General features: G+C 71.3%; 18 protein-coding genes and 1 riboswitch. Of the genes, 13 read left to right on the forward strand and 5 right to left on the reverse strand.

Annotated features, from left to right (window positions below; all coding sequences use genetic code 11):
- Window positions 1-55: 55 nt before the first annotated feature.
- Window positions 56-493: a VOC family protein gene (locus OG223_RS13535; RefSeq protein ID WP_329247084.1), complete on the forward strand. Its 438-nt coding sequence runs from the start codon at window positions 56-58 to the stop codon at window positions 491-493.
- Window positions 494-499: 6 nt separating this feature from the next.
- On the opposite strand, the gene OG223_RS13540 is transcribed toward OG223_RS13535, so the two are convergent.
- From OG223_RS13540 to OG223_RS13550, 3 genes are all read right to left on the reverse strand, one after another.
- Window positions 500-1,909: a hypothetical protein gene (locus OG223_RS13540; protein WP_329247086.1), complete on the reverse strand. Its 1,410-nt coding sequence runs from the start codon at window positions 1,907-1,909 to the stop codon at window positions 500-502.
- 666 nt (window positions 1,910-2,575) lie between these two features.
- On the reverse strand, window positions 2,576-3,703 hold the full coding sequence (locus OG223_RS13545; RefSeq protein WP_329247089.1) for an alpha/beta hydrolase family protein: 1,128 nt from the start codon (window positions 3,701-3,703) through the stop codon (window positions 2,576-2,578).
- A 300-nt stretch (window positions 3,704-4,003) separates the two neighbouring features.
- On the reverse strand, window positions 4,004-4,735 hold the full coding sequence (locus OG223_RS13550) for a class II aldolase/adducin family protein (RefSeq protein WP_329247092.1): 732 nt from the start codon (window positions 4,733-4,735) through the stop codon (window positions 4,004-4,006).
- Window positions 4,736-4,931: 196 nt separating this feature from the next.
- On the opposite strand from OG223_RS13550, the gene OG223_RS13555 reads away from it, so the two are divergent.
- From OG223_RS13555 to OG223_RS13575, 5 genes are all read left to right on the forward strand, one after another.
- Window positions 4,932-5,684 carry a lysozyme gene (locus OG223_RS13555; RefSeq protein ID WP_329247095.1) on the forward strand — a complete coding sequence of 251 codons (753 nt, stop codon included), beginning with the start codon at window positions 4,932-4,934 and terminating at the stop codon, window positions 5,682-5,684.
- A 98-nt stretch (window positions 5,685-5,782) separates the two neighbouring features.
- Window positions 5,783-7,042 carry an inorganic phosphate transporter gene (locus OG223_RS13560; RefSeq protein WP_329247097.1) on the forward strand — a complete coding sequence of 420 codons (1,260 nt, stop codon included), beginning with the start codon at window positions 5,783-5,785 and terminating at the stop codon, window positions 7,040-7,042.
- A 35-nt stretch (window positions 7,043-7,077) separates the two neighbouring features.
- On the forward strand, window positions 7,078-7,299 hold the full coding sequence (locus tag OG223_RS13565) for a hypothetical protein (RefSeq protein WP_329247100.1): 222 nt from the start codon (window positions 7,078-7,080) through the stop codon (window positions 7,297-7,299).
- Between the two features lie 272 nt (window positions 7,300-7,571).
- Complete coding sequence (locus OG223_RS13570; RefSeq protein ID WP_329247103.1) at window positions 7,572-8,426, forward strand: helix-turn-helix domain-containing protein; 855 nt, start codon at window positions 7,572-7,574, stop codon at window positions 8,424-8,426.
- A 24-nt stretch (window positions 8,427-8,450) separates the two neighbouring features.
- Entirely contained in the window at window positions 8,451-8,903 is a 453-nt protein-coding gene (locus OG223_RS13575) for a hypothetical protein (RefSeq protein WP_329247106.1), read from the forward strand.
- Between the two features lie 258 nt (window positions 8,904-9,161).
- Here OG223_RS13575 and OG223_RS13580 read toward each other — a convergent pair whose 3' ends face one another.
- Window positions 9,162-9,374, reverse strand: coding sequence for a DUF397 domain-containing protein (locus OG223_RS13580; RefSeq protein WP_329247109.1), 213 nt, complete (start codon window positions 9,372-9,374; stop codon window positions 9,162-9,164).
- A gap of 251 nt (window positions 9,375-9,625) precedes the next feature.
- Window positions 9,626-9,768: riboswitch (cobalamin riboswitch) on the forward strand.
- Window positions 9,769-9,866: 98 nt separating this feature from the next.
- On the opposite strand from OG223_RS13580, the gene OG223_RS13585 reads away from it, so the two are divergent.
- From OG223_RS13585 to cobI, 7 genes are read left to right on the forward strand one after another with little or no spacing between them, the layout of a single operon-like run.
- A complete protein-coding gene (locus OG223_RS13585) occupies window positions 9,867-10,808 on the forward strand; it encodes a cobalamin biosynthesis protein (protein ID WP_329247112.1) in 942 nt (313 codons plus the stop codon).
- The gene (locus OG223_RS13590; RefSeq protein WP_329247115.1) at window positions 10,805-12,316 is read left to right on the forward strand and encodes a cobyric acid synthase; all 1,512 of its coding nucleotides are present in this window, start codon (window positions 10,805-10,807) and stop codon (window positions 12,314-12,316) included. The genes OG223_RS13585 and OG223_RS13590 overlap by 4 nt, the downstream gene beginning before the upstream one ends.
- Window positions 12,313-15,966: a cobaltochelatase subunit CobN gene (gene cobN / locus OG223_RS13595; RefSeq protein WP_329247118.1), complete on the forward strand. Its 3,654-nt coding sequence runs from the start codon at window positions 12,313-12,315 to the stop codon at window positions 15,964-15,966. Before OG223_RS13590 ends, cobN begins: the two co-directional genes overlap by 4 nt.
- Window positions 15,963-17,981, forward strand: a complete 2,019-nt coding sequence (locus OG223_RS13600; protein ID WP_329247120.1) for a putative cobaltochelatase — start codon at window positions 15,963-15,965, stop codon at window positions 17,979-17,981. The genes cobN and OG223_RS13600 overlap by 4 nt, the downstream gene beginning before the upstream one ends.
- On the forward strand, window positions 17,981-18,580 hold the full coding sequence (gene cobO, locus OG223_RS13605) for a cob(I)yrinic acid a,c-diamide adenosyltransferase (protein ID WP_329247121.1): 600 nt from the start codon (window positions 17,981-17,983) through the stop codon (window positions 18,578-18,580). Before OG223_RS13600 ends, cobO begins: the two co-directional genes overlap by 1 nt.
- A gap of 7 nt (window positions 18,581-18,587) precedes the next feature.
- Window positions 18,588-19,949: a cobyrinate a,c-diamide synthase gene (locus OG223_RS13610; RefSeq protein WP_329247124.1), complete on the forward strand. Its 1,362-nt coding sequence runs from the start codon at window positions 18,588-18,590 to the stop codon at window positions 19,947-19,949.
- Window positions 19,934-20,680, forward strand: coding sequence for a precorrin-2 C(20)-methyltransferase (gene cobI / locus OG223_RS13615; RefSeq protein ID WP_329247127.1), 747 nt, complete (start codon window positions 19,934-19,936; stop codon window positions 20,678-20,680). Before OG223_RS13610 ends, cobI begins: the two co-directional genes overlap by 16 nt.
- Window positions 20,681-20,691: 11 nt before the next feature.
- On the opposite strand, the gene OG223_RS13620 is transcribed toward cobI, so the two are convergent.
- Window positions 20,692-21,420, reverse strand: a complete 729-nt coding sequence (locus OG223_RS13620) for a ZIP family metal transporter (protein ID WP_329247129.1) — start codon at window positions 21,418-21,420, stop codon at window positions 20,692-20,694.
- Window positions 21,421-21,436 lie beyond the last annotated feature (16 nt).

Consider the following 21,436-nt stretch of genomic DNA (forward strand, 5'->3'; position numbering starts at 1 on the left):
CGCCCAAAGCGGCGGGAAAGAGCAGAAGCACCCGATACACAAGGAAGTGATCGGCATGGCAGGCGAGGACAGCGGGCGTTCCGGCATCCACCCGTCCATCTACCCGTCGCTGCTGTACGCGGACGCGAAGGCGGCGATCCGGCAGCTCACGGAGGCCTTCGGCTTCACCGAGCTGGTGGTGTACGAGGGTGAGGACGGCTCGGTGATGCACGCCGAGCTGGTGCAGGGCGACGGCGCGGTGATGCTCGGCTCCAAGGGCCGCGGCGGCCGTTTCGACGAGGCGATGAAGAGCGCGGGGCCCGCCGGGGTGTACATCGTCGTGGACGACGTCGACGCCCATCACCGGCGGGCCGTGGAGCACGGCGCGGAGATCCTGATGCCCCCGACGGACCAGGACTACGGATCACGGGACTACATGGCCCGGGACATCGAGGGCAACATCTGGAGCTTCGGTACGTACGCCCCGGAGATACCGGGGACGCCAGGTGCCTGACCCCGCCTAGCTGCCCCCCGTGTGCACCTGGAAGGCCGCCCGGCGTACGGCCTTGGCGAGGGCCGGGTCGGGGTGGGCGGCGGCGAGCGCGACGAGGACCTGCACGGTGCGGGGATGGCCGACGGCACGCACCTCGTCGAGGAGCATCGGGACGGTCGGCTGGATGGCGGACTCCAGGTGGCGCACGAGCAGCGGGGCCTCACCGTGGTCGGCGACGGCGGCGGCGCTGTCGACCCACAGCCAGGTGGCCTCTTCGCGGGTGAGGACCTCGTGGGCGTCCTCCGGGTCGATCCCGTCGTGCTCGGCGAGCCACAGCAGGGCGTACGGCCGCAGCGTGGCCTCGTCGGCGACGGCGCGGACGTCGGGCTCGGCGGGGGCGCCGACGACGCGCAGCGCCTCGAAGGCGAGGCCGCGCAGCAGGGCGTCCTCGCCCCGGGCGGCGTCGATCAACTGGCCGACCGCGGTGCCCACGGTGCGGGCGGCGAGCCAGGCGCGGTACTCGGCGCGGGCGGCGTTCGGGCGGAGCTGGGAGCAGCCGCGGAGCATGTCCTCGGCGGGCTGCTCGATGTTCCCTGCGGGGCTCTGCGCGGCCACGCAGATCTGCTCCAGCTTGACCCAGACCGCCCAACTGCCGAGCGGGGTGAGGGTGGCCTGGGCGTCGCCGTAGGTGAGGGCGCCGACGGAGGCGAGGGCGTGCAGGGCCCAGTCGAGGAGGGGGTCGAGGGGAGTGTCGGGCGTGTCGGCGGCCGGGGGCTGCTGGACGGGTTCGGGCTGGGGGCCGAAGGGGATCTCGCAGCGCTCGGTGCGCAGCTCGGTGACCCGTTGGCCGAGGAGGTCGAGGAGCTGTTCGACGGGGACGGGCCCGGCGGACAACTGGAGGAAGGAGAGCACCTGAGGCATGGCCGAGACGACCTCGGCGACGGCTGAGGGCTCGTGCTCCCGGGGTTCCGGGTGGGCGAGCGACCAGGCGTCGAAGAGGGCGACCCAGCCGCGCAGTACGGCGCTGTCGTCGCGGTCCCAGGCGCGCAACCGCCAGCCCGGGCGGGCGCTGTCACCGTGCACCTCGACGAGACCGGCGAGGCGGGCGGTGTCCCAGTCGGCGCGGACCTGAGCCGGGGTCAGGCCCAGCTCCTCGGCCGCGAGTTCGGCGGTCGAGTCGGAGAGGGTGCCCTTGCCGTCGGGGCTCGCGCTGTCACTGCCGGGGCGTAGTGCGGCGTCGGCCCAGTGGGCGACGCGGGCCGCTCCGGCCAGGCCGGAGCGTGCCATTCTGGCCAGTTCCGCGGGGGCCGGTGTGCCCTCCGGAGGGCGGGGTGCGGGGCGGCGCGAGCGCCGCTGGTTCATCGCTCGGGGGGCGGCGGCCAGGGGTCGCGGGCGGACGAGTCGAAGCCTGGAGTCGCGCGGGATACGGGACGTCACGGGTGCAGTCTTCCGGTTGACGGTCCGAAAACCCAAACGGAATGTCACGGCGGGCGATGGGGAGGGCCAAGGCACGGGGTCTCGCGGGCTGCTGGGGACCGGGATCAGGCCAGTGGTACAGGGGTAAACGGAACGGTCGGCGGGGTGCGGCGGGGGTGGGAGGCGATGCCGGTGGAGGGCGGGACGGGGGTGCGCAGGGACGGGGCCGAGGTGGGGGCTCAGTGCGAGTGAGGAGGAGTCGCTCGGTGCGGGTTAGGGATGGCGGCTCGGCGTGAGTGAGGGCGGGGATGCGAGTGGCAGCCCGGCGCGGGTCGAGGGCGGGGGATGCGGATGGCGGCCCGGCGCGGGTGAAAAGTGGTGGCGGCGCAGGCGAAAGGTGGCAGCCCGGCGCGAGCCAAGGACGCCGGATGCGGGCGGCAACCCGGCCCGGGCGAAGAGCGGCGGCTCGGCGCAGGCGCAAGGCGGCCGGCTCGGCGCAGGCCAAGGACGCCGGATGCGGGCGCCCGACACGGGCGGCAACCCGGCGCGCGCCAAGGTGGCGGCCCGGCGCCGGTGAGAAAGGGCGGCTCGACACCAGAGAAAGGCGGCAGCCCACCGCAGGCGAGAGGGGGGCGGTCCGGCGCCAGTGAAAAGTGGCTGGCCCGATACCCGATCAGTGGCCCGGGGTCACATCAGCGGCGTCAGGAAGCGGCGCAGGATCTCCTCGTAGGCGGCCGGGTCGGCGTTCCACATCGCGCTGTGCGGGGCGTGGGCCACCGGCTGGAGGGTGATCAGGTCGGGGCGGTGGGCGGCGAAGCGGCGGGAGAGGGTCCAGGGGGCCACCGAGTCGTCCGGGCCGTGGAAGATCAGGGTCGGGACCCTGAGCCGGGTGGGGTCGGCGGCCTCGGCGATGCGGTCGCCGTGCAGATCGGTGCGGCCCTGGGCGGCGCGGACCGCCAGCGGCAGCAGCGCGCCCGGGGTGTGCCGGGCCGTGGCGAGGGCGCGCAGCGTCGTCTCCCAGTCCAGCACCGGCGAGTCCAGCACCAGGCCGGAGACGCGGTCGCGCATCGCGGAGTGGGCGGCGGCCCGCAACGCCATGGTGGCGCCGGTGGACCAGCCGTACAGGACGACGTGCTCGGCGCCGTACCGCACGGCGTAGCGGATCGCCGCGTCCAGGTCGCGCCACTCGGTCTCGCCGAGGTGGTTGAGGCCGTCGGGGTTGCGGGGTGCGCCGAGGTCGCCGCGGTAGGCGAGGGCGAGGACGGGGAAGCGGTTGCGGTGCAGGAACTCCATGACGTTCATGGAGAGTTCGCGGGTCGCGGCCAGTCCGTGCACCGCGATCACCCAGGTGCTCCGCGCCCCGGGCACGAACCAGGCGGGCAGGGAGCCGAGTTCGCCGGGGAGGTCGATGTCGGCGTGGTCCAGGCCCAGGGCGGCGCTCGGGTTGCCGATGTGCACGTTCGGGGTGAGCCACACCTTGGCGCCGGGGCGCAGGGTGCCGTGGGTGACGCGTTCCAGGCGGCGTACGACGGCGTCGGCGGAGGGGGACGCCGTGTCGACGACGGGGCCGACGACCGCGTGGGAGCCGTCGCCGGCGAGGCCGTAGGTGCCGGGGCGCAGGGAGGCCAGGTCCCGGGTGAGCGTGATCTGTCCGGCAGCGGTGGAATGCACCGTGAGCCGGGGTTCGGTCGGCAGGGGGCGGCCGGGCGGCGCCTTCAGCGCGGCGTCACTGGCGTACCGGCCGACGGCGACGCCTGCCGCACCGGCCGCGAGGGCCACGGAGACGGCCGCGGCCGTCGCTTTGACTGTGCGCACGGGTCCAGTGTCCCGGGGGACCCGGTAACCGGCCAGCCGGAGAACGCGTGGGGTGATGAGTGGGGGTGTTTCGGGGGGAGGGGTGTTTCGGGGGTGGTGGCGGGGTGGGGCGACGGTGCGGGGCATGCGGGCGAGACGGCGAGGCGTGGCGGTGGCACAAGGCCGTGCGGGTGACTGCGGGTGCCCCCGGAGCGTTCGGTGTCAGCCGCCCAAGCCGTTCAACTCCCCTAGCCCAGTCACCCCGCCACCCGAGCCGATCAACTCCCTCACCCCCGCCCCCTCAAATCCCCCCAACTCCCCTCACCCCCGCTGCCCATACCCCCGCAACCGCTCCCCCGCCTCAGCCACCTGCTCCCCCGACAACAACGTCGGCGACAGGCCGGGCACCGACGACGCCGTCAGCCACAACCGGCACATCCACTCCAACTGGGCCGTGCGATCGAAGGCCTGGTCCAGGGAGGCGCCGTAGGCGATCGTGCCGTGGTTCTGGAGCAGGCAGGCAGAGCGGTCGGCGAGGGCGTGGAGCATGTTCTCGGCCAGCTCCTCGGTGCCGTAGGTCGCATACGGGGCAACCCGGACCGGGCCGCCGAGGGCGCCGGACATGTAGTGGACCGAGGGGAGTTCGGGGACGAGGGTCGAGACGGCGGTCGCGTGGACGGCGTGGGTGTGGACGACGGCGCGGGCGTCGGTGCTGCGGTAGACGGCGAGATGCATGGGCAGTTCGCTCGTCGGGAGCAGGGTGCCGAGCACCTGCCGGCCGTCGAGGTCGACACCGACCGCGTCGGCGGGCGTCAGGCGGTCGTAAGGGACGCCCGACGGTGTGACCAGGACGGTGTCGCCGACGCGCGCCGAGACGTTCCCGGAGGTGCCGACGACCAGACCGTCGGAGACCGTCCGGCGCGCGGTAGCGACGAGCGCGCCCCACGCGTCCGCTTCCTCGGCCCGCACACTCCGCCGCCGCGACTCCGCCACAGTCCCCGCACTCTCCCGGGCGTCCCGCCCGTCCCGCTGGTCCCGCCGTTGCTCAGCCATGCCGCGATCCTGTCAGGCGGTGCCCCAACGCACGTTCGGGCGAAGGCACTTTAGGCCGGAAGGCGCGCATCCGAAAGATCACATATGGGTGCCAACCACCCGCTCCGGCCGCCCGGCCGGAGACCGACCGGCATCGACAGATCTCCCCATAGCCTCCGGGGGATTCGTCGCGCACGCCGCCATCCCCGGGGGAACCATGGCCCGCGACCGCAAACCGCCCCTGCCCCGCACCCGCCTCGCCGCACTCACCGTCACCGCGACCACGACCGCACTCGCGCTCGCACTCACCGCACCCCCGGCCATCGCCGCGACCCCCGCAAAGGGCCACGACGTCTCCTCGCACCAGAAGAACGTCGACTGGCCGAGCGCGAAGGCGAAGGGCGCCACGTTCACCTACGTCAAGGCGACCGAGTCGACCACCTACCGGAACCCCTCCTTCAGCCGGCAGTACGACGGCGCCCGCGCGGCGGGCATCATCCGCGGCGCGTACCACTTCGCACTGCCGGACAGGTCGTCCGGCGCGACCCAGGCCGCCTACTTCGTGGCGCACGGCGGCGACTGGAAGGCGGACGGCTGGACGCTGCCGCCCGCGCTGGACATCGAATACAACCCGTACGACAGGAAGCACGGCTGCTACGGCCTGAGCAAAGCCGGGACGGTCAACTGGATCAAGGCCTTCAGCGCCGAGGTGAAGCGGGAGACCGGCCGCCGCCCGGTGATCTACACGACCGCGCGATGGTGGAACACCTGCACGGGCGACAACACCACCCTGGCCTCGACACACGCGCTGTGGATCGCCCACCACAAGTCGGCGGACGCGGGCCCGCTGCCCGCCGGATGGTCGTACTGGACCTTCTGGCAGTACGACAACGGCGGGAGCCTGCCGGGTGACCAGAATCTCTTCAACGGGACGGTGGACCAACTGCGGAGGTTCGCCCGGAATTACTAGGCAGTACGGACACCGCAGGGACCCCCTCAGTTCATCTTCCGTTCATTCAGGTTGCCTACGGTCAACGCGCCAATGACTTCGAACGATTGCCTGGGTAAATGGAAAGCTTCTCGCTGATCCTCGCGATTGTGGTGGTCACCGCACTCGCGTTCGATTTCACGAACGGTTTCCACGACACCGCCAACGCGATGGCCACCACCATCTCGACCGGTGCGCTCAAGCCCAAGGTCGCGGTGGCCATGTCGGCCACCCTCAACCTGGTGGGCGCTTTTCTCTCCGTGGAGGTCGCCAACACGATCTCCAAGGGTCTCGTCGATGAGAGCGGCATCCGTCCCGAGGTCATTTTCGCCGCCCTGGTCGGCGCGATCCTCTGGAACCTGGTGACCTGGCTCGTCGGCCTGCCGTCCAGTTCCTCGCACGCCCTGATGGGCGGTCTGATCGGCGCCACCATCGCCTCGGCCGGCACCGGCGCGGTCCACGGCGACGTCCTGGTCACCAAGGTGCTGCTGCCTGCGGTCGCGGCCCCGATCGTCGCGGGCGTCGCGGCGATGCTCGCCACCCGCTTCTCCTACGCCCTGAGCCGCAACGCGAACGGCAAGGCCGCCGACAAGGGCTTCCGCGTCGGCCAGATCGCCTCCGCCGGGCTGGTCTCGCTGGCCCACGGCACGAACGACGCGCAGAAGACGATGGGCATCATCACGCTGGCCCTGATCGCCGGCGGCTCCATCGCCCCCGACTCGGACCCGCCCACCTGGGTCATCCTCTCCGCGGGCCTCGCCATCGCGATGGGCACCTACATCGGCGGCTGGCGCATCATCCGCACGATGGGCAAGGGCCTGACCGACCTCCGGCCGCAGCAGGGCTTCGCCGCCCAGACCAGCGCCGCCGCGGTCATCCTGGCCTCCTCGCACATCGGCTTCTCCCTCTCCACCACGCACGCCGTCTCCGGTTCGGTGATGGGCGCGGGTCTCGGCCGCAAGGGTGGTGTCGTCCGCTGGTCGACCGCCACCCGGATGTTCGTCGCCTGGGGTCTGACACTGCCGGCCGCCGCACTGGTCGGCGCGCTCGCCGAGTCCGTCACCGACCTCGGCGACTGGGGCACCGCACTGGTGGCCGTCTTCCTGGTCGCCTCCAGCACCGCCATCTGGCTGCTCTCCCGCCGCCAGGTCGTCGACGCCTCGAACGTCAACGAGATCGACGAACCGGCCGGCGTGGTGACCACCGCGATCGCCGCCGTGACCCCGCCGCCCCCGTCGGTAGCCCTCTCCGAGGGCCTCACGGCGACGATCCTCTCGCCGCCCACCGTCGCCACGCCCGACCCGGCCACTCCGGCGACCCCGCCGGCCGCCGCCGTCTGAGCCCGCGCCCCAGACACGAGAAGGAACGAATCAGCATGCACATCGACTGGGCAGCCCTCGGCTCCGTCTTCGGCGTCAGCCTCGTGGCGACCGTGGCCCTCGTGGCCGTCTTCACCCTCGGCATCACCGCCCTCTCCCACCGCGAACGCGCCACCGCTCAGGGCGACTCGGCGACGCTCGCCCTGAGCGGCGCGTACGTGTGCTTCGCGGCGTGCGCGGCGGCGGTGGCGTACGGGATCTATCTGATCGTGGCCTGACCCGACAGGCACATCACCGCACCACAACCGTCCCGCGGGGCGGGGAAGCAGTTCTCCATGCTTCCCCGCCCCGTCGCATTTGACCGCCCGATCAGACCACATCGAAGCGACACACGTCGTTTGGACTATTCTTCTCTTCAGGCTTCATGACATATGGCGAAGAGAGCACAGCGTCCAGCCACACAGCAAAGTGATAGTGTCGACCCGCGCACGGCTGACCGCCAGTTTCCAGTCCCTTCGCAACCACCCCGACGGACGAAAGCAGGAGCACGATGCCGCAGCGAATGGATCCGAGCCTGATGCGCCGGAGACTGCGTATCGAGCTGCGCAAGGCACGCGAGAAGGCCGAGCTCACCCAACGCGACGCGGCCGAGGCCCTGGAGTGGTCACTCTCGAAGATCATCCGTATCGAGGCCGGAACGGTCAGTCTCTCGGTCACCGATCTACGGGCGTTGCTCCAGGAGTACGGCGTGACGGACTCCCAACTGGTCGCCGAGCTCGAAGAAGCCGCCCGGGGCTCCAAGGGGCAGAGTTGGTGGACGGACTTCAGCGATGTGCTCACTCCGTCGTTCACGCAGTACCTGGGGTATGAAAGTGCCGCGAGCTCGGTGCGTACGTACCACCCAATCATCTTCCCCGGCTTCCTTCAGACGGAGGACTACGCGGAGGCACTGCTCGCCCCGCTCGCGTCCCCGGAACGGGCCCGGCGCGTGGTCGAGCTGCGCAGTGCGCGCCAAGAGCGGCTTTTCGAAGGGGACAACAGCCCGGAGATGACCTTCGTGGTCGACGAGGCCGCGTTGCGTCGCCGGATCGGCGAACCCGCCGTCATGCGGCATCAGCTGCAACACATCAAGACGATCATGGAACTCCCCGCAGTGACGCTGCAGGTCCTGCCGTTCGGAGCCGGTGCCCACTACAGCACGCTGGGCAGCTTCGTCCTGCTGGGCTTCAAGGACGACGACGACCTGCTCTGGGTGGACGGAGCTGGACAGCTCGCCATCCGGGACGACCACGAACTGATCGCGCGGTACCAAGAATGCTTCGCCACGCTGACCGACATCGCACTCGGGGATGACGCCGCCGTCGCCCTGATCGACGAGGCAGCGCGGGACTTCGTCACCAGTTAGACCATGAGCCCTACAGGAGGGGCGATGGGGCGGCTCACCGAGCGATGCACTGCGGCGTTGCGGAGGGCTCGCGACCGCTTCGGTGTGACGGATGAGGCCAGTAGGCCTCCTGAGAAGCAGAACGACTCTGATCCCCTGTCGGACAACGAACTACTCGACCGGCTCACCGACAAGCCGGCCAAGACCAAGCGATTCATAGAGATCCGGGACGCCGAGAGCAAACGACGTATCGATGAGGACGCCGCGTTCTCCAAAAGCGCGGTCCGGCGGATCCTGATCGCCACGTCATGCATAGTCGCGGTGATCCTCGCCCTGGGATTCCTTTGCTACGCGGCCCGTGGCATCCGTCTCCCGCACATACCCAGGCCCGTCTGGGCCGCGCTGAGCGTAGCCCTCGCGACCGCGGTCAGCGCGGTCGGCGTCGCTCTGGGCCGGTTTGTCCGTGGACCCCGTGGCGGCCGGGACGATGAAGACTGAGCGAGACGACCCGACGAACCGCGTCAGGGCTGTACCCCCACCAGGTACCACCTGCGAGGGCAACCGTCACCGCCACCAGGCCCCAGACGATCAGCTTGTCCCGTGTGCCGTTCGCCAACAAGGAGCTTGCCGCCCCCACCACGCTCGCCACCAGGCCGCACACCACGCAGTAGCCCGCGAGAACAAGGCCGTCAGCGTGCCGCCCACCATTGTCAGCGCCGCTCCCCATCCGACTCCCCCTCCCCAGGTCAGTCACGTTCACCACGTGTTGCTGAAACCATGAGGTCCGAGTTCCGTGAGGAACAAGCGCCATGGGTCACGCGCGACGCGGACGAGCGGTCCCTCCTCGATGTTCTTGGAATCACGGATCAACACCCCCTGCGCGACCACGGCGACCGAGACACAAGCCTCCCCGGTCAACGAATAGCTACTCGTGCGCCACGCTTGTGCGGACGGGCCCTCGTCGACCACGCAGACCTCCTGGACTCAAGAGTTGGCGTCCTCGAAGGTGTCCATCGCGCCCGAAAACCGTAGCGTCGCCGATGCCGGCCGCGCAGGTCCCCCCGAAGAATGGGCTTCGAAAGCCGCTACCACTCGACCTACCGCTCCCTGGATTCTCCTTTCCAGTCTAGAGAGGCCTGATTCGGTCGACCAGAGTCAAACAAGCCCGGCATGTGGGCCTCAGCACACTCCTCCGTCCCAGGTCAACAGCAAGTTGACGCCCCTTCCAACAGCATGGTGGACTGCCGGAGCCATATACGGCGGCAGGAGAGGAAGCCGGTGCGAATCCGGCGCGGTCCCGCCACTGTCACCGGGGTAGGTAGCCCCGGGAGCCAGGAACTCTCACCGCCGGTCTCGTCGAACCAGGGCGTGGACACCCTGAGTGAGGACATATCGCCATGCTCGGCTGCCGTTCGAGGTCCCGTACCAGCGCAGTGCCCGACCCAGCGATCGGCTGAGCCGATGCGTGCCGATCGCGTCTTCGCGTACGGCGCCGCCGCCGGCCTTCTCGGCGACCACCTGCTCGGCGATCCTCGCCGCGGGCATCCGGTCGCCGCGTTCGGCCGCGTTGCCGGTGCCGTGGAACGGCTGCTGTGGCGCGACCACCGAGGCTGGGGCGCCCTGCACACCGCCGTGTGCGTGGGCGGCGCCGTCTCCCTCGCCGCCGCGGCCACTTCGGCCCTACGGTCTTCCCGTACCGCCTCTGCCGCCCTCACCGCCGCCGCCACCTGGGCCGTCGTCGGCGGGACCTCGCTCGCGCGCGAAGCCGGGGTCATCGGGCGGGCGCTGGAGGCCGGGGACATCGACGGTGCGCGGGCACGGCTCCCCCACCTCTGCGGACGGGACCCCCAAGCCCTCGACGCCGACGGGATCGCCCGGGCCGTCGTCGAGTCCGTCGCCGAGAACACCTCCGACGCGGTGGTGGGCGCCCTGGTCTGGGGCGGCATCGCGGGCGTCCCGGGCCTGCTCGGCTTCCGCGCCGTGAACACCCTCGACGCCATGGTCGGCCACAAGTCGGCCAAGTACCGCCGCTACGGCTGGGCTTCGGCCCGTCTCGACGACGTCGCCGGCTGGCCGGGCGCCCGCCTCACCGCCGTCCTCGCCACCGTCGCCGGCGGCGACCCGCGCGGAGCGGTCCGCGCCTGGCGCACCGACGCCCCCAAGCACCCGAGCCCCAACGCCGGTCCCGTGGAGGCCTCCTTCGCGGGAGCCCTCGGCGTGCGCCTCGGCGGGACGCTCTCCTACGGCGGCCGGGTCGAGCACCGGCCCGTGCTCAACGGCGACGGGCGCGCCGTCGCCGTGGCGGACATCGATCGAGCCGTACGACTGTCCCGGCGCGTCGGACTGCTCGCGCTCGGGGTCAGTGTGGCCGGGCGGCTCCTCGTGAAGGGACGCACGTCATGAGCGGCGGCGGGCTGTTGGTCGCGGGCACCACCTCGGACGCCGGGAAGAGTGTCGTCACCGCCGGGATTTGCCGGTGGCTGGTGCGGCAGGGCGTGAAGGTCGCGCCGTTCAAGGCGCAGAACATGTCCCTCAACTCGTTTGTCACGCGCGAGGGCGCCGAGATCGGGCGGGCGCAGGCCATGCAGGCGCAGGCCTGTCGCATCGAGCCGACGGCGCTGATGAACCCCGTACTGCTGAAGCCGGGCAGCGACCGGAGCAGTCAAGTCGTACTGATGGGCAAGCCTGTTGGCGAGATGAGTGCCCGTGGCTATCACGGCGGGCGGCAAGAGGCCCTGCTCGGGACCGTGTTGGACTGTCTCGCCGAGTTGCGGGGCACGTATGACGCGGTGATCTGCGAGGGGGCCGGCAGTCCCGCCGAGATCAATCTGCGGCGGACCGACATCGTGAACATGGGCATCGCGCGCAATGCCCAACTGCCCGTTCTCGTCGTCGGGGACATCGACCGCGGGGGCGTCTTCGCCTCCTTCTTCGGGACCGTCGCGCTCCTGAGCCCCGAGGACCAGGCGTTCGTCGCCGGGTTCCTCGTCAACAAGTTCCGGGGCGATGTGTCGCTGCTGGAACCGGGGTTGGAAATGCTGCTCGGCCTCACCGGGCGGCGGACCTACGGCGTGCTGCCGTTCCGGCACGGGCTCGGGATCGACGAGGAGGACGGGCTGCGGATCTCACTGCGCGGGACCGTGCGCGAGTCCAACACCGCGGCGCCGGTCGGCGAGGACGTACTGCGGGTCGCCGTCTGCGCGATCCCCCTCATGTCCAACTTCACCGACGTGGACGCGTTGGCCGCCGAACCGGGCGTCGTGGTGCGGTTCGTGGACCGGCCTGAGGAACTGGCCGACGCCGACCTCGTCGTCATCCCCGGCACCCGGGGGACGGTGAAGGCGCTGGAGTGGCTGCGCGAGCGCGGCCTCGCGGACGCGATCGTCCGCCGGGCCGCCGAACAGCGCCCCGTCCTCGGCATCTGCGGCGGCTTCCAGATCCTCGGCGAGCACATCGACGACGAGGTCGAGAGCCGCCAGGGGGCGGTCGGCGGGCTCGGGGTCCTGCCGCTGCGCGTGCGGTTCGCGCGGGAGAAGACCCTCACCCGGCCGGTGGGGGAAGCCCTCGGCGAGCCGGTCGAGGGGTACGAAATCCATCACGGGGTTGCCCAACTGACCGGCGGCGAAGCCTTCTTGGACGGCTGCCGGGTCGGTCAGACCTGGGGCACGCACTGGCACGGCTCGCTGGAGTCGGACGGATTCCGGCGGGCGTTCCTGCGCGAGGTGGCGGCCGCCGCGGGCCGCCGGTTCGTGCCGGCGCCCGACACCTCGTTCGCCGCGCTGCGCGAGGAGCAGCTCGACCGGCTCGGCGACCTCATCGAACAGCACGCGGACACGGACGCGCTGTGGCGGCTCATCGAGTCCGGCGCGCCGCAAGGACTGCCTTTCATTCCACCGGGAGCGCCCGCATGAGCACAGTGTTGTTGTTGTCGACCGCCGACACGGATCTGCTGGCGGCCCGGGCCTCCGGCGCCGGGTACCGGATCGGCAACCCGTCCCGGGTGGACGCGGCGGAGGAACTGCCCGCCCTGATCTCCGGTGCGGACCTTGCCGTCGTACGACTGCTCGGCGGCAAGCGGGCCTGGGAGGACGGGCTCGCCGTGCTCAAGGCCTCGGGCATCCCGACCGTGCTGCTGGGCGGGGAGACCGTGCCCGACGCCGAGTTGATGGCCGAGTCGTCGGTACCGGCGGGTGTGGTCGCCGAGGCGCTCCGGTATCTCGTCGAGGGCGGGCCTGACAACCTCACGGAACTCGCCCGCTTCCTCTCGGACACCGTGCTGCTCACGGGCGAGGGCTTCGAAGAGCCGCAGAAAATGGCCGAGTTCGGCGTCCACGGCGAGCGTGCCTTCGTCGAGGGCCGCCCGACCGTCGGTGTGCTCTTCTACCGAGCACACCACCTCTCCGGCAACACCGCGTTCGTGGACACCCTGTGCGACCGGATCGAGGCGAAGGGTGCCAACGCCCTTGCGGTGTACTGCGGTTCGCTGCGCGGTGCCGACTCCGGGCTGTACGAGATCCTCGGCGCGGCGGACGCGCTGATCGCCACCGTCCTCGCCTCAGGCGGCACGCACGCCTCGCAGGCCTCGGCCGGCGGTGACGAGGAGGCCTGGGACATCGGCGCGCTCGCCGACCTCAACGTGCCTGTGCTGCAAGGACTTTGCCTTACGTCGTCCAGGGCCGCGTGGGACGAGTCCGATGCCGCCCTCTCCCCCATGGACGCGGCGATGCAGGTCGCGATCCCCGAGTTCGACGGGCGGCTGATCACCGTCCCGTTCTCCTTCAAGGAGCAGGGACCGGACGACGTCCCGGTCTACGTCGCCGACCCCGAGCGGGCCGCGCGGGTCGCCGGAATCGCCGTTCGACACGCGAAGTTGAAGCACAAGCCGAACGCCGAGAAGAGGCTCGCGGTCGTCTTCACCGCCTATCCGACCAAGCACTCGCGCGTCGGCAACGCGGTCGGTCTCGACACGCCCGCCTCGGCGATCCGGGTGCTGGACGCGTTGCGGGACGCCGGGTACGGGGTCGACGAACACCCGGACAACGGGGACGAGTTGATCCACCGGCTCATCAACGCCGGTGGCCACGACGTGGAGTGGCTGACGGAGGAGCAGTTGGCCGCCGCGCCCGCACGGGTGCCGCTCGCCGACTACCGGGCATGGTTCGACAAGCTCGAACCGACCCTCAGGCAGGGCATGTTGGACGCGTGGGGCGAGCCGCCGGGCAACCTCTACGTCGACGGTGACGACATCGTGCTGGCGTCCCTCCAGTTCGGGAACGTCGTGGTGATGATCCAGCCGCCGCGCGGCTTCGGAGAGAACCCGATCGCGATCTACCACGACCCCGACATGCCGCCGTCGCACCACTACATGGCCGCGTACCGCTGGCTGGACAACAGCTTCGGCGCCGACGCGATCATCCACATGGGCAAGCACGGCACCATGGAATGGCTGCCGGGCAAGGGACTTGGGCTCAGCAGCGGCTGCGCGCCCGACGCCGTACTCGGTGAACTCCCCCTGATCTACCCGTTCATCGTGAACGACCCCGGCGAGGGCACCCAGGCCAAGCGGCGCGGCCACGCCACGGTCGTCGACCACCTCGTGCCGCCGATGGCCCGCGCCGACACGTACGGCGATCTGGCGAAGCTGGAGCAACTCCTCGACGAGTACGCGCTGGTGTCCGACCTGGACCCGACGAAGGCACCGGCCGTGCGTGCGCAGATCTGGACGCTGGTGAAGGCGGCCGAGCTGCACCACGACCTGCATGTGGACGACCAGCCGGACGACGCGGCGTTCGACGAGTTCGTGATGCACATCGACGGCTATCTGTGCGAGATCAAGGACGTGCAGATCCGCGACGGGCTGCACATCCTCGGCGGCGGGCCGGTCGGCGAGGCCCGCGTGAACCTCGTGCTCGCGGTGCTGCGCGCCTCGCAGGTGTGGGGCGGGCAGGCGAATGCCCTGCCGGGGCTGCGGGCCGCGCTGGCCGAGCACTTCGGCCTGGTGGAGAAGGAGTTGCTGGCCGAGCCGGGTGCGCCGGTGAAGGTGCCGGTGGAGCTGAGCGAGCTGGTCGAGGGACCGGCCCGTTCGGCGGCCGACGCGATCGATCTGCTGGAGCAGTTGTGCCGCCGGTTCGCGGAAGGCATGGAGTCCCAGGAGTGGGAGGTCACGGCGGTCCCGGCGCTCGTCCGTGCCGTCATCGGCACCGAACTCCCGGACGCCGTCGCGGTGTTGGAGTTCGCCTGCAATGAGGTGGTCCCCCGCCTCGCCCGCACGACCGACGAGATCGACCACATCCTGCTCGCGCTCGACGGGGGTTACGTCCCGGCGGGACCGTCGGGCTCCCCGACCCGTGGTCTGGTCAACGTCCTGCCGACCGGCAGGAACTTCTACTCGGTCGACCCCAAGGCCATTCCGTCCAGGCTGAGTTGGGAGGTCGGGCAGTCGCTGGCGGACTCGCTCATGCAGCGGTACGTCCAGGACAACGGCGAGTTCCCCAAGTCCGTCGGGCTCACGGTGTGGGGCACGTCGGCGATGCGCACCCAGGGCGACGACATCGCCGAGATCCTCGCGCTGCTGGGCTGCCGTCCCGTCTGGGACGACGCCTCGCGCCGGGTGACCGGCTTCGAGATCGTGCCCGTCACGGAACTGGGCCGACCGCGCATCGATGTCACCGTGCGGATCTCCGGCTTCTTCCGGGACGCGTTCCCGCACGTCGTCGGACTGATCGACGACGCGGTACGGGCGGTGGCCGACCTGAATGAGCCCCCCGAGTCCAACTACGTCCGCGCGCACGCCGACGAGGACACCGCCGAGCACGGCGACCGGCGCCGGGCCACGGCCCGTATCTTCGGCTCCAAGCCGGGGGCGTACGGCGCCGGTCTGCTGCCGCTGATCGACGCGCGCAACTGGCGCAGCGACGCGGACCTCGCCGAGGTGTACGCGGTCTGGGGCGGGTACGCCTACGGACGCGGCCTCGACGGGCGGCAGGCACGCGGGGACATGGAAACGGCGTTCAAGCGAATTGCCGTAGCGGCCAAGAACGTTGACACCCGCGAGCACGATCTCGTCGACGCGGACGACTACTTCCAGTACCACGGCGGCATGGTCGCCATGGTCCGACATCTGACGGGCACCTCCCCCGAGGCGTACGTCGGCGACTCCGCGACACCCGACCAGGTGAAGACCCGCACGCTGGGCGAAGAGACGCACCGTGTCTTCCGCGCCCGGGTCGTCAACCCCCGCTGGATGGCGGCGATGCGGCGGCACGGCTACAAGGGCGCCTTCGAGATGGCGGCGACCGTCGACTACCTCTTCGGCTACGACGCGACGGCCGGGGTCGTGGACGACTGGATGTACGAGAAGCTCAGCGCCGAGTACGTATTCGACCCGGAGAACCGGGACTTCATGAAGAAGTCCAACCCATGGGCGCTGCGCGGCATCACGGAACGGCTCCTCGAAGCCGCCGAGCGCGGTCTGTGGGCCGAGCCGGACGCGGACACGCTGGAACGACTGCGGGCCACCTACCTGGAGCTCGAAGGCGACCTGGAGGGTGACGACCAGTGACAACTCCCTTTCCGTTCACGGCCGTTGTCGGCCAGGACGACCTGCGGCTCGCGCTGCTGCTGAACGCCGTGTCACCGGCGGTCGGCGGGGTGCTGGTGCGCGGCGAGAAGGGCACCGCCAAGTCGACGGCCGTACGCGCCCTTTCGGCGCTGCTGCCGGAGGTCTCCGTCGTCCCCGGGTGCCGTTTCTCCTGCGACCCCGCCGCCCCCGACCCGGCCTGCCCGGACGGGCCGCACGAGACCGGACCCGGCACCCAACGCCCGGCCCGCATGGTCGAGTTGCCGGTCGGCGCCTCCGAGGACCGGCTCGTCGGCGCCCTCGACATCGAGCGGGCGCTGGCCGAGGGCGTCAAGGCCTTCGAGCCCGGCCTGCTGGCCGACGCGCACCGGGGCATCCTCTACGTCGACGAGGTCAACCTCCTCCACGACCACCTGGTCGACCTGCTGCTGGACGCGGCGGCGATGGGCGCGTCGTACGTCGAACGCGAAGGTGTCTCCGTCCGGCACGCCGCCCGCTTCCTGCTCGTCGGCACCATGAACCCCGAAGAAGGCGAACTGCGACCGCAGTTGCTCGACCGGTTCGGCCTGACCGTGGAGGTCGCGGCCTCGCGGGAGCCCGACCAGCGGGTGGAGGTCGTGCGGCGCAGGCTCGCCTACGACGACGATCCGAACGGTTTCGCCACCCGCTGGGCGGACGAGGAGTCCTCCGTACGGGCCCGGATCATCACCGCGCGTGCGCTGTTGCCGTCCGTGCACCTGGGCGACGGGGCGTTGCGGCAGATCGCGGCGACCTGTGCGGCCTTCGAGGTGGACGGTATGCGTGCCGACATCGTGATGGCCCGGACGGCGACCGCGCTGGCCGCGTGGGCCGGGCGGACCGAGGTGCTCGCCGAGGACGTACGGCAGGCCGCGTTGCTCGCGCTGCCGCACCGCAGGCGGCGAAATCCCTTCGACGCGCCGGGACTTGACGAGAACAAGCTCGACGACACGTTGGAGGAGTTCGCGGAGCAGGAGCAGGCGCCCGAGGACGACGATCCGGGGCCGGACGGTCCTGACGGTCCCGACGGCGGCGGGGGTGGCGGGCAGCAGCCGCCCGAGTCGGACTCCGACGGGCCCCAGGACGGGGGCACGGGTGCGCAGCCCGAGGCCGGCGAGGGCGGGCAGCCGCAGCCTTCCGGTTCCGGTGAGCAGCAGCCCGTACGGGCCTCCGAGCCCTTCCGCACCAAGGCGTTGAGCGTGCCGGGGATCGGTGAGGGTGCCGCCGGGCGGCGTTCGCGGGCGCGGACCGAGCACGGGCGGACCACCGGGGCCCGGCGGCCTCAAGGGGCCCTCACCAAGCTGCACTTGGCGGCGACCGTACAGGCGGCGGCACCGCATCAGCTCGCGCGTGGGCGGGCCGGGCGCGGGCTGGTCGTGCGGCGGGACGATCTGCGGCAGGCGACGCGGGAGGGGCGTGAGGGCAACCTCGTGCTGTTCGTCGTGGACGCCTCCGGGTCGATGGCGGCGCGGCAGCGGATGAGTGCGGTGAAGGGGGCCGTGCTGTCGTTGCTCCTGGACGCGTATCAACGGCGGGACAAGGTGGGTCTTGTGACCTTCCGGGGGTCGGCCGCGGATGTCGCCCTGCCTCCCACGTCCTCCGTGGACGCCGCCGCCGTACGGCTGGAGTCCCTGCCGACCGGGGGGCGTACGCCTCTCGCGGCCGGGCTGCTCAAGGCGCGTGACGTGCTGCGGGTGGAGCGGCTGCGGGATCCGGCCCGGCGGGCGTTGGTGGTCGTGGTGACCGACGGGCGGGCGACCGGCGGACCCGAGCCGGTCGCGCTCGCGGGGCGGGCGGCGCGGTTGTTCGCGGCCGACGGGGTCGCCTCCGTGGTCGTCGACTGCGAGTCGGGGCCCGTACGGCTGGGCCTGGCCGGGCAGTTGGCCGGTGAGCTGGAGGGTACGGCGGTGACGCTGGACGAGTTGCGGGCGGACTCGATCGCCGGACTGGTGAAGGACGTACAGAGGAGGGCCGCGTAATGCCGCAGGGGCAGCCAAGTGTCGTACCGGACGACGGATTGACGACCCGTCAGCGGCGGAACCGGCCGCTTGTCGTCGTGCATACGGGAGTTGGGAAGGGCAAGTCCACCGCAGCCTTCGGACTCGCCCTGCGGGCCTGGAATCAGGGGTGGCCGATCGGGGTGTTCCAGTTCGTCAAGTCGGCGAAGTGGAAGGTCGGGGAGGAGAACGCCCTCCGGGTGCTGGGGGCTTCGGGTGAGGGCGGGTCCGTCGACTGGCACAAGATGGGCGAGGGCTGGTCGTGGGTCCAGCGCGACTCCCAGATGGACAACGAGGAGAAGGCCCGCGAGGGCTGGGAGCAGGTCAAGCGGGACCTCGCCGCCGAGACGTACAAGCTGTATGTGCTGGACGAGTTCGCGTACCCGATGCACTGGGGATGGGTCGACACGGACGAGGTGATCTCCGTGCTGCGGGACCGTCCGGGGACGCAGCACGTGATCATCACCGGGCGGAACGCACCCGAGAAGCTCGTCGACTTCGCCGACCTCGTCACCGACATGTCCAAGGTCAAGCACCCGATGGACACGGGCCAGAAGGGCCAGCGGGGTATCGAGTGGTGAATCCGTCATGACGTCCTCGTCCTCGTCCTCCGTCCCCCGGCTGGTCGTCGCCGCGCCGTCCTCCGGCAGCGGCAAGACCACCGTTGCCACGGGGCTGATGGCCGCGTTCGCCGCGCGGGGGCTCGCCGTGTCTCCGCACAAGGTCGGGCCCGACTACATCGATCCCGGGTATCACTCGCTCGCCACCGGGCGGGTGGGGCGGAACCTCGACGCGTATCTGTGCGGGCCGGAGTTGGTCGGTCCGCTGTTCGCGCACGGGGCGCGCGGGTGTGATCTCGCGGTCGTCGAGGGCGTGATGGGGATGTTCGACGGGGCCGCGGGGGAAGGGGAGTTGGCGTCCACCGCGCATGTGGCGAAGTTGCTGCGGGCGCCTGTCGTGCTGGTCGTCGACGCGTCCTCGCAGTCCCGGTCCGTCGCCGCGCTGGTGCACGGGTTCGCTTCCTGGGATCCGGAGGTCCGGGTCGGGGGCGTGATCCTCAACAAGGTGGCGTCGGACCGGCATGAGGCGTTGCTGCGGGAGGCGTTGGACGCTGCCGGGGTGCCCGTGCTCGGCGTGCTGCGGCGGGTGCCGCAGGTGGACACGCCGTCCCGGCATCTGGGGTTGGTGCCGGTCGCGGAACGGCAGTCGGCAGCGGTTGAAGCGGTCGCCGCGATGGCGGCGCAGGTACGCGAAGGCTGCGACCTGGAAGCCCTGTTCGCACTGGCACGCAGCGCGGGCGCGTTGACAGGTGAAGCGTGGGAAGCCCCCGTCACCGACACAACCACCCGCGAAGTGGTCGCCGTCGCCGGCGGCCCCGCCTTCACCTTCTCCTACGCCGAACACGCCGAACTCCTCACCGCGGCCGGCGCCGAAGTCGTCGTGTTCGATCCGCTCCGGGATGAACAACTCCCGGACGGGACACGCGGGTTGGTCATCGGAGGCGGGTTCCCCGAGGTGTACGCCGCGGAGTTGTCCGCCAACGAGCCGCTGCGGAAGGCCGTCTCAGCGCTCGCCGAGAGCGGCGCTCCCGTGGCCGCCGAATGTGCCGGACTGCTGTATCTGTGCCGGGAGTTGGACGGTCGGCCGATGTGCGGGGTGCTCGACGCCACCGCGCGGATGAGCGAACGGCTGACCCTGGGGTATCGGGACGCCGTCGCGCTGAGCGACAGTGTGCTGGCCGTCGCCGGGACGCGGATGCGTGGGCACGAGTTTCATCGGACCGTCGTCGAGCCCGGCTCGGGGGCGGCTCCCGCCTGGGGCGTGCGCGCCCCTGACCGGCGGGTCGAAGGTTTCGTACAACAGGGTGTGCACGCGAGTTATCTGCACACGCACTGGGCGGCCGAGCCCGGTGTGGCCCGTCGGTTCGTGGAGAGGTGCCGGACGTCATGAGCAGCAGCAGGTTGATCGGAGTCGGGGTCGGTCCCGGGGATCCGGAGCTGGTGACCGTCAAGGGCGTCAACGCTCTGCGCGCCGCCGATGTCGTCGTCGTGCCGGTCATGGATACGGGTGAGCGGGGGCGGGCGGAGGCGACCGTGCTGCACTACGTGCCCCAGGAGAAGATCCTGCGGGTCGTCTTCGCGCTCAACGAGCGGACCGACCGGGCCCGGCGCGAGGCCGCCTGGGATGCCGCCGGGGCGAAGGTGGCCGAGCTGCTCGCCGCGCACGGCGTCGTCGCGTTCGCCACCATCGGGGACCCGAACGTCTACTCCACCTTCACGTATCTCGCCCTGACCATCGGGGAGTTGGTGCCGGGGACCGTCGTCGAGACCGTGCCCGGGATCACCGCGATGCAGGATCTCGCCGCGCGCTCCGGGGCCGTCCTCACGGAAGGGACCGAGCCGTTGACGCTCGTTCCCGTGACCGCCGGAGCAGCCGTGCTCAAGGACGCGCTCGCCGGGCCGGGGACCGTCGTAGCGTACAAATTCGGGCGGCAGGCGGCCGAAGTCGCCGAGGCGCTACGGGAGACCGGGCGGATCGAGGACGCGGTGTGGGGGTCGGCGCTCGGGCTGCCCGAGGAGTCGATCCGGCCGGCCGCCGAGCTGGACGGGGAGCCGTTGCCCTATCTGTCCACGCTCATCGCACCCGCGCGGCGCGAGGGCGGGCGGGGCGGGAAGTTGTGACAGGTCGCAGATCAGGCCGCCAGGCCGACCACCAGCCAGATGAACGCCGCTCCGGCGACCGTGCAGAGCAGGGTCGCGGGCGCGGGGTGGTCGTGGTGCGCCTCGGGGAGGATCTCGGCGGCGGCGAGGTAGAGGAGCACTCCGCCGAAGAAGCCGAGATAGCCGCCGAGCAGCGGGGCCGGGATGGTCAGGAACGCCGTCGAGGCGGCGCCGGCCACCGGGGCCGCCGCGTCCGCGACCAGCATCGCGATCGCCTTGCGGCGGGCGTTGCCGTACAGGCTCGTGATCGTGTACGTGTTGAAGCCGTCCGCGAAGTCGTGGGCGATGACCGCGAGCGCGACCGCCGTGCCCATGCCGTCGCCGACCTGGAAGGCGGCGCCGATCGCGACACCGTCCATGAAGCTGTGGCCGACCATCGCGGAAGCCGCCGTGAGGCCCACCTCGGGGGCCCGGCCGTTGTTCTCCTCGGCGCCGTGCGCGGCCTGGCGGGCGGCGAGCAGGCGTTCGACCAGATGGGCCACGAGGAAGCCGGCCACGAAGAGCAGCAGGGCGGCCGGTACGCCGAAGACCTCGCGGCCGGCCGCGCGCAGCGCTTCCGGCAGCAGGTCGAGGCCGACCACGCCCAGCATCAGGCCGCCGGCCAGGCCCAGGACGAGATGACGGCGGTCGGTCACGCGCTGTGCCGTCCAGCCGCCGGCCAGCGTCATCAGGAACGCGCCGAGCGCGACGAAGACCGCCATAGTCCCCTTGCTATCC

The sequence above is a fragment of the Streptomyces sp. NBC_01478 genome (assembly GCF_036227225.1).
Taxonomy (GTDB): Bacteria; Actinomycetota; Actinomycetes; order Streptomycetales; family Streptomycetaceae; genus Streptomyces.

Excerpts from the sequence above, each read along its gene's own strand:
- OG223_RS13535 (WP_329247084.1), top strand. The coding sequence starts at position 56 with ATGGCAGGCGAGGACAGCGGGCGTTCCGGCATCCACCCGTCCATCTAC.
- OG223_RS13550 (WP_329247092.1), bottom strand. The coding sequence starts at position 4,735 with ATGGCTGAGCAACGGCGGGACCAGCGGGACGGGCGGGACGCCCGGGAG.
- OG223_RS13555 (WP_329247095.1), top strand. The coding sequence starts at position 4,932 with ATGGCCCGCGACCGCAAACCGCCCCTGCCCCGCACCCGCCTCGCCGCA.
- OG223_RS13560 (WP_329247097.1), top strand. The coding sequence starts at position 5,783 with ATGGAAAGCTTCTCGCTGATCCTCGCGATTGTGGTGGTCACCGCACTC.
- OG223_RS13565 (WP_329247100.1), top strand. The coding sequence starts at position 7,078 with ATGCACATCGACTGGGCAGCCCTCGGCTCCGTCTTCGGCGTCAGCCTC.
- OG223_RS13570 (WP_329247103.1), top strand. The coding sequence starts at position 7,572 with ATGCCGCAGCGAATGGATCCGAGCCTGATGCGCCGGAGACTGCGTATC.
- OG223_RS13575 (WP_329247106.1), top strand. The coding sequence starts at position 8,451 with ATGGGGCGGCTCACCGAGCGATGCACTGCGGCGTTGCGGAGGGCTCGC.
- OG223_RS13585 (WP_329247112.1), top strand. The coding sequence starts at position 9,867 with ATGCGTGCCGATCGCGTCTTCGCGTACGGCGCCGCCGCCGGCCTTCTC.
- OG223_RS13590 (WP_329247115.1), top strand. The coding sequence starts at position 10,805 with ATGAGCGGCGGCGGGCTGTTGGTCGCGGGCACCACCTCGGACGCCGGG.
- cobN (WP_329247118.1), top strand. The coding sequence starts at position 12,313 with ATGAGCACAGTGTTGTTGTTGTCGACCGCCGACACGGATCTGCTGGCG.
- cobO (WP_329247121.1), top strand. The coding sequence starts at position 17,981 with ATGCCGCAGGGGCAGCCAAGTGTCGTACCGGACGACGGATTGACGACC.
- OG223_RS13610 (WP_329247124.1), top strand. The coding sequence starts at position 18,588 with ATGACGTCCTCGTCCTCGTCCTCCGTCCCCCGGCTGGTCGTCGCCGCG.
- OG223_RS13620 (WP_329247129.1), bottom strand. The coding sequence starts at position 21,420 with ATGGCGGTCTTCGTCGCGCTCGGCGCGTTCCTGATGACGCTGGCCGGC.